General features: G+C 41.8%; 5 protein-coding genes and 1 pseudogene. 1 reads left to right on the top strand and 5 read right to left on the bottom strand.

The window, feature by feature from the left end; all coding sequences use genetic code 11:
- Positions 1-726: hypothetical protein (locus BZG79_RS14750; protein WP_077774785.1), on the bottom strand; the 726-nt coding region annotated here is incomplete at its 3' end.
- A 230-nt stretch (positions 727-956) separates the two neighbouring features.
- Between BZG79_RS14750 and BZG79_RS16235 the strand changes: the two are divergent.
- Positions 957-1,079 (top strand): annotated as a pseudogene (locus BZG79_RS16235) (IS110 family transposase); the annotation flags it as partial.
- A gap of 21 nt (positions 1,080-1,100) precedes the next feature.
- On the opposite strand, the gene BZG79_RS14745 reads toward BZG79_RS16235, so the two are convergent.
- The 4 genes from BZG79_RS14745 to BZG79_RS14730 form a co-directional block, all read right to left on the bottom strand.
- On the bottom strand, positions 1,101-1,529 hold the full coding sequence (locus BZG79_RS14745) for a GNAT family N-acetyltransferase (protein ID WP_077774784.1): 429 nt from the start codon (positions 1,527-1,529) through the stop codon (positions 1,101-1,103).
- A gap of 123 nt (positions 1,530-1,652) precedes the next feature.
- Positions 1,653-2,033, bottom strand: coding sequence for a GNAT family N-acetyltransferase (locus tag BZG79_RS14740; protein ID WP_077774783.1), 381 nt, complete (start codon positions 2,031-2,033; stop codon positions 1,653-1,655).
- A gap of 178 nt (positions 2,034-2,211) precedes the next feature.
- Positions 2,212-3,099: an IS3 family transposase gene (locus BZG79_RS14735; protein ID WP_077774782.1), complete on the bottom strand. Its 888-nt coding sequence runs from the start codon at positions 3,097-3,099 to the stop codon at positions 2,212-2,214.
- Positions 3,051-3,386: a transposase gene (locus BZG79_RS14730; RefSeq protein ID WP_077774781.1), complete on the bottom strand. Its 336-nt coding sequence runs from the start codon at positions 3,384-3,386 to the stop codon at positions 3,051-3,053. The genes BZG79_RS14735 and BZG79_RS14730 overlap by 49 nt, the downstream gene beginning before the upstream one ends.
- Positions 3,387-3,561: the final 175 nt, after the last annotated feature.

Below are 3,561 nucleotides of genomic sequence, written 5' to 3'. Positions count from 1 at the left end.
AGAAAAATCAACTTCTAAGTAATATGGTCTCTCATTTACTTTCTTTCCTTCCTGCTCAACCCATTTACCAGGAGATAAGTTAATTAGAATTCTACCGTTATCTTCTATGGATAGTTTCCAAGGTAATGAGGCATAGTATATCTTTTGCTTATCACCCTGGATTAGAAATTTCTGCTTTCCTCGTGTACTTCTAATTTGGCTAAATATTTCTGTATATGTAGTGCCATCAACACCTTCAAAAGATAAGGCTCGGTCTCTGTCGTAAGGGAAATCAAAATATTGATTAACTATTGATTTGAATGAAGTTGTCTCATAATTTGATTTTCGTCCACTGCCATCTGATTGATCTTTTTTCCGTTTATTAGGCCGTCGTGAGTCAGGCGCTAACGGGGTAATAACTCCGGTTGGTTCAACAACATCATCTTTTCGTAATTTAAAACGATTTGGATATGCTAACGGAAAGCCTTCAGATGAAGTTAGTCGTGTGGATGCACCTTTCGAACGAATTTTAGCCTCACCTTCAGCATCACAACCCAGCTTATGATGAACACCTTTACGAGTTTTAAAGTATGGTTTTCGTAGATTTACATCTTTTTGAAACGAGCATGGAAGTAACTCAATGCCACATTCATCGCAGGAGTATGTCAATAATTTAACTTTATCAATAATGTACAACTCTTCACTGGTAACTACTCTACTTAACTCTTTACATCTAGCCTCGTCCATATTTTCTCCTTTGGAATATAACGAATGACATGGATCCCCCTATTGAAGATCTGCCACACTTAGGTGCGCCCTTTAGCTCCACAAGTAACCATGTCTACTCAGTTCTTTTTCAGCGTTGTTCTCGCCAAGCATCACTTTTCTCTTCACGCGGTGGACGAACACGGAAACGACATTCCCATACATCTCTTTCACACGTTAAGTTATTAAACATTCAAAGCGGCGCATCCTGATTGGTTGCCACCGGAAAGCCGAAAAAAGTCGCCATTATTGCCTGTGTGCGTAAGATGGTAGTGATCTTAAATTCGATGCTCAGAGACGGCGTGATGTGGGATAAAAATCTCGCTAAATTTTAGGATTGACGACATACTCGTTTGTTAGCCGTTTTTGACGCCAACTATAGAAAAGTGGTGACTAGCGATATTGAAACCTTCGCGTAAATAGAACTTATGCGCTGGAAAACGCTGAACACCAGAATCCAAATGTATTTGTTCGCAACCGCTTTCTAAAGCATATTTTTTAAACCAATCGATAATAAATTTACCTACTCCACTCGAACGAAATTGCGCATTAGTTACCAAGTCTTCAATGTAAATATGCTTACCCCAAGCAAGCTTTTCACCTACGCTAAAGCCTGCTGCTAGTACGCCTTCTGGCGATTTGACATAGACGACTTGGTAACCGTTTGATTGCTGCTTCTCGATCTGACCAGACAAAGTATCTAAGTTGTAATTTGGGCGAAGTTGTAACAACACTTCTAGGACTGACTCGTAATCAGAATTTTTTTCTAAAAATTGTACTTCCATGTTTTCTCCATTTTGACGGCTAACGCCAAAATAACAGGATAATAAAGCTTGGCCATAATTTTGAGCGCAGCGAACCAAGCCAAGCTTTATTAGTCCGCGTTGATTTTCTTGTTATACGATGCCTCACACCAAGCACTGAAACTGACCGTTTTTAGCTTTGAAACCTAGCTTATTAAACAAAGCTTGAGACCGAAAGTTACCCTCATCAATATCTGCATACAATTTTTCAATGCCCAAAGATTTAGCATGAGAAAATAATAAAATAAGAGCTTCATACATATACCCTTTTCGCCAGTACGATGAATTTAGTAAGCATCCGACCTCACAGGAATCACCGTTATCACTAAAACTATGTAAGCCGCAGGTTCCAATAACTTTGTTTGTCGCTTGATCCATAACCGCCCATTCCAGCGATTCACCTAATTTCTCCAAACGGACGACGTTTTTTAACATCTGAACTATCATATCTTTCGATGTAAAAACTGGGTCTGAGGCAAATTCCATTGTTTTAATANGACCTCAAAACAATTCTACTCCCGTGTAAATCAGGCTTCATTTCTCTCCTTAATCGTATAACGCTACATTAAGCGGTGAGTAATAGTTGGCTAAAATGTGTAGCGAAGCGGAACCGAGCCAACTGTTACGAATTGATGTTGATCCACTTTAACGGACACGTCTTTCGTTAAGTACATTGTTTTTCAAACGCTATCGGCGACATATAGCCAATGCTACTGTGTAACCGTGTTCGATTATAAAAGTACTGAATATATTTTCTGAGCTTCTCTCGTAAGTGCCTTAAGTTAGCAATCGGTGCATCTTTGATTAACTCGCCCTTAAGCGATTTAAAGAACGACTCGACTTCTGCATTATCCGTGCATTTCCCTGGCCGATTCATGCTCTGCTCAACACCGTGTTCCGCCAGTAAATGTCGCACCCTATCCGCACAATACTCGCGCCCTCTGTCGGTATGAAATAGCAGTCCCCGTTTAGGCTTTCGGCTAGCGAGTGCTTTGACGATGGTGAACATCGTCAAGTTTGAATCAAGTCTGTCGCTGAGCGCCCAGCTAAGTACTTTTTTTGAGTAAACATCAATCACTACCGCTAAGTAGCCCCATCGGTTTCCTACTTTTATGTAGGTAACATCCGCGGTCCATTGTTGATTGATTTTGCTCGCTTTTTCTTGTTCTAAACGTCGATTGACGAGTCCTTTAAAGAACGTCCGACTCTTTTGCCGACGACGGTAAACACGGTCCACTCTCGCCTTTAAACCTGCTTCTCGCATCAAGCGGGCCACACGCTTACGACTCACTGCGAGACCTTTTGCCTTCAACGCCGCATGGATTTTAGGACTCCCATATCTGCCTTCGCTTTTACGGTAGATGAACGCTATCTCTGCGCCTAGCTCACTATCTGCGCGCGCGTGTCCTGACTGTCCGCGGCTTAGCCAATCATAATAGCCACTRCGAGACACAGAAAGGTGCCTACACAGCTTCTTTACTGAGTAAACATCACTATATTGCTTTACGAATCGGTAGGCTTGCGCCTTTGTTCTGCTTGAAAGCGTTGCCACTTTTTTAAGATATCGTTCTCCTCTTCAAGCTCCGTGATCCGTCGCTTGAGCGCCGATAACTCATCCTTCGCCTTGTCTGGCTTCACTTTATTTTTCTGGGACTTGACCATACCAAACTCTCCATTTCGATACGCTTTACGCCATTTCGATAGCATGAATGGATGGATATCAAGCGCCTCTGCAACCGACTTCACTGTTCGATGCGTTTCATAGCTCCATTCAACCGCTTTCAGTTTGAAGTCTAGTGAATATTGCGCTGTCTTTTTACCCGTTTTATAGGCTGGCATACTGACCTCCTCAGGTCGTCGATGCGTGTCCAGTAAAACGGATCAAGTCCATTGTCCTGCTGAATTGACTTGTTAGCTTCGTTTTGAATGTTTCTCATTATGTACAATAAATCTCGCTCTTTCATACAGTTCATCATAAGTGACCAATTCCACATTTCTAGAATCTCTGCGGAAC

The organism is Salinivibrio sp. MA427, assembly GCF_001996115.1.
Classification (GTDB): Bacteria; Pseudomonadota; Gammaproteobacteria; order Enterobacterales; family Vibrionaceae; genus Salinivibrio; species Salinivibrio costicola.
Note: the sequence above shows the minus strand (reverse complement) of the source record. Positions and strands in the feature narration are given on the sequence as shown.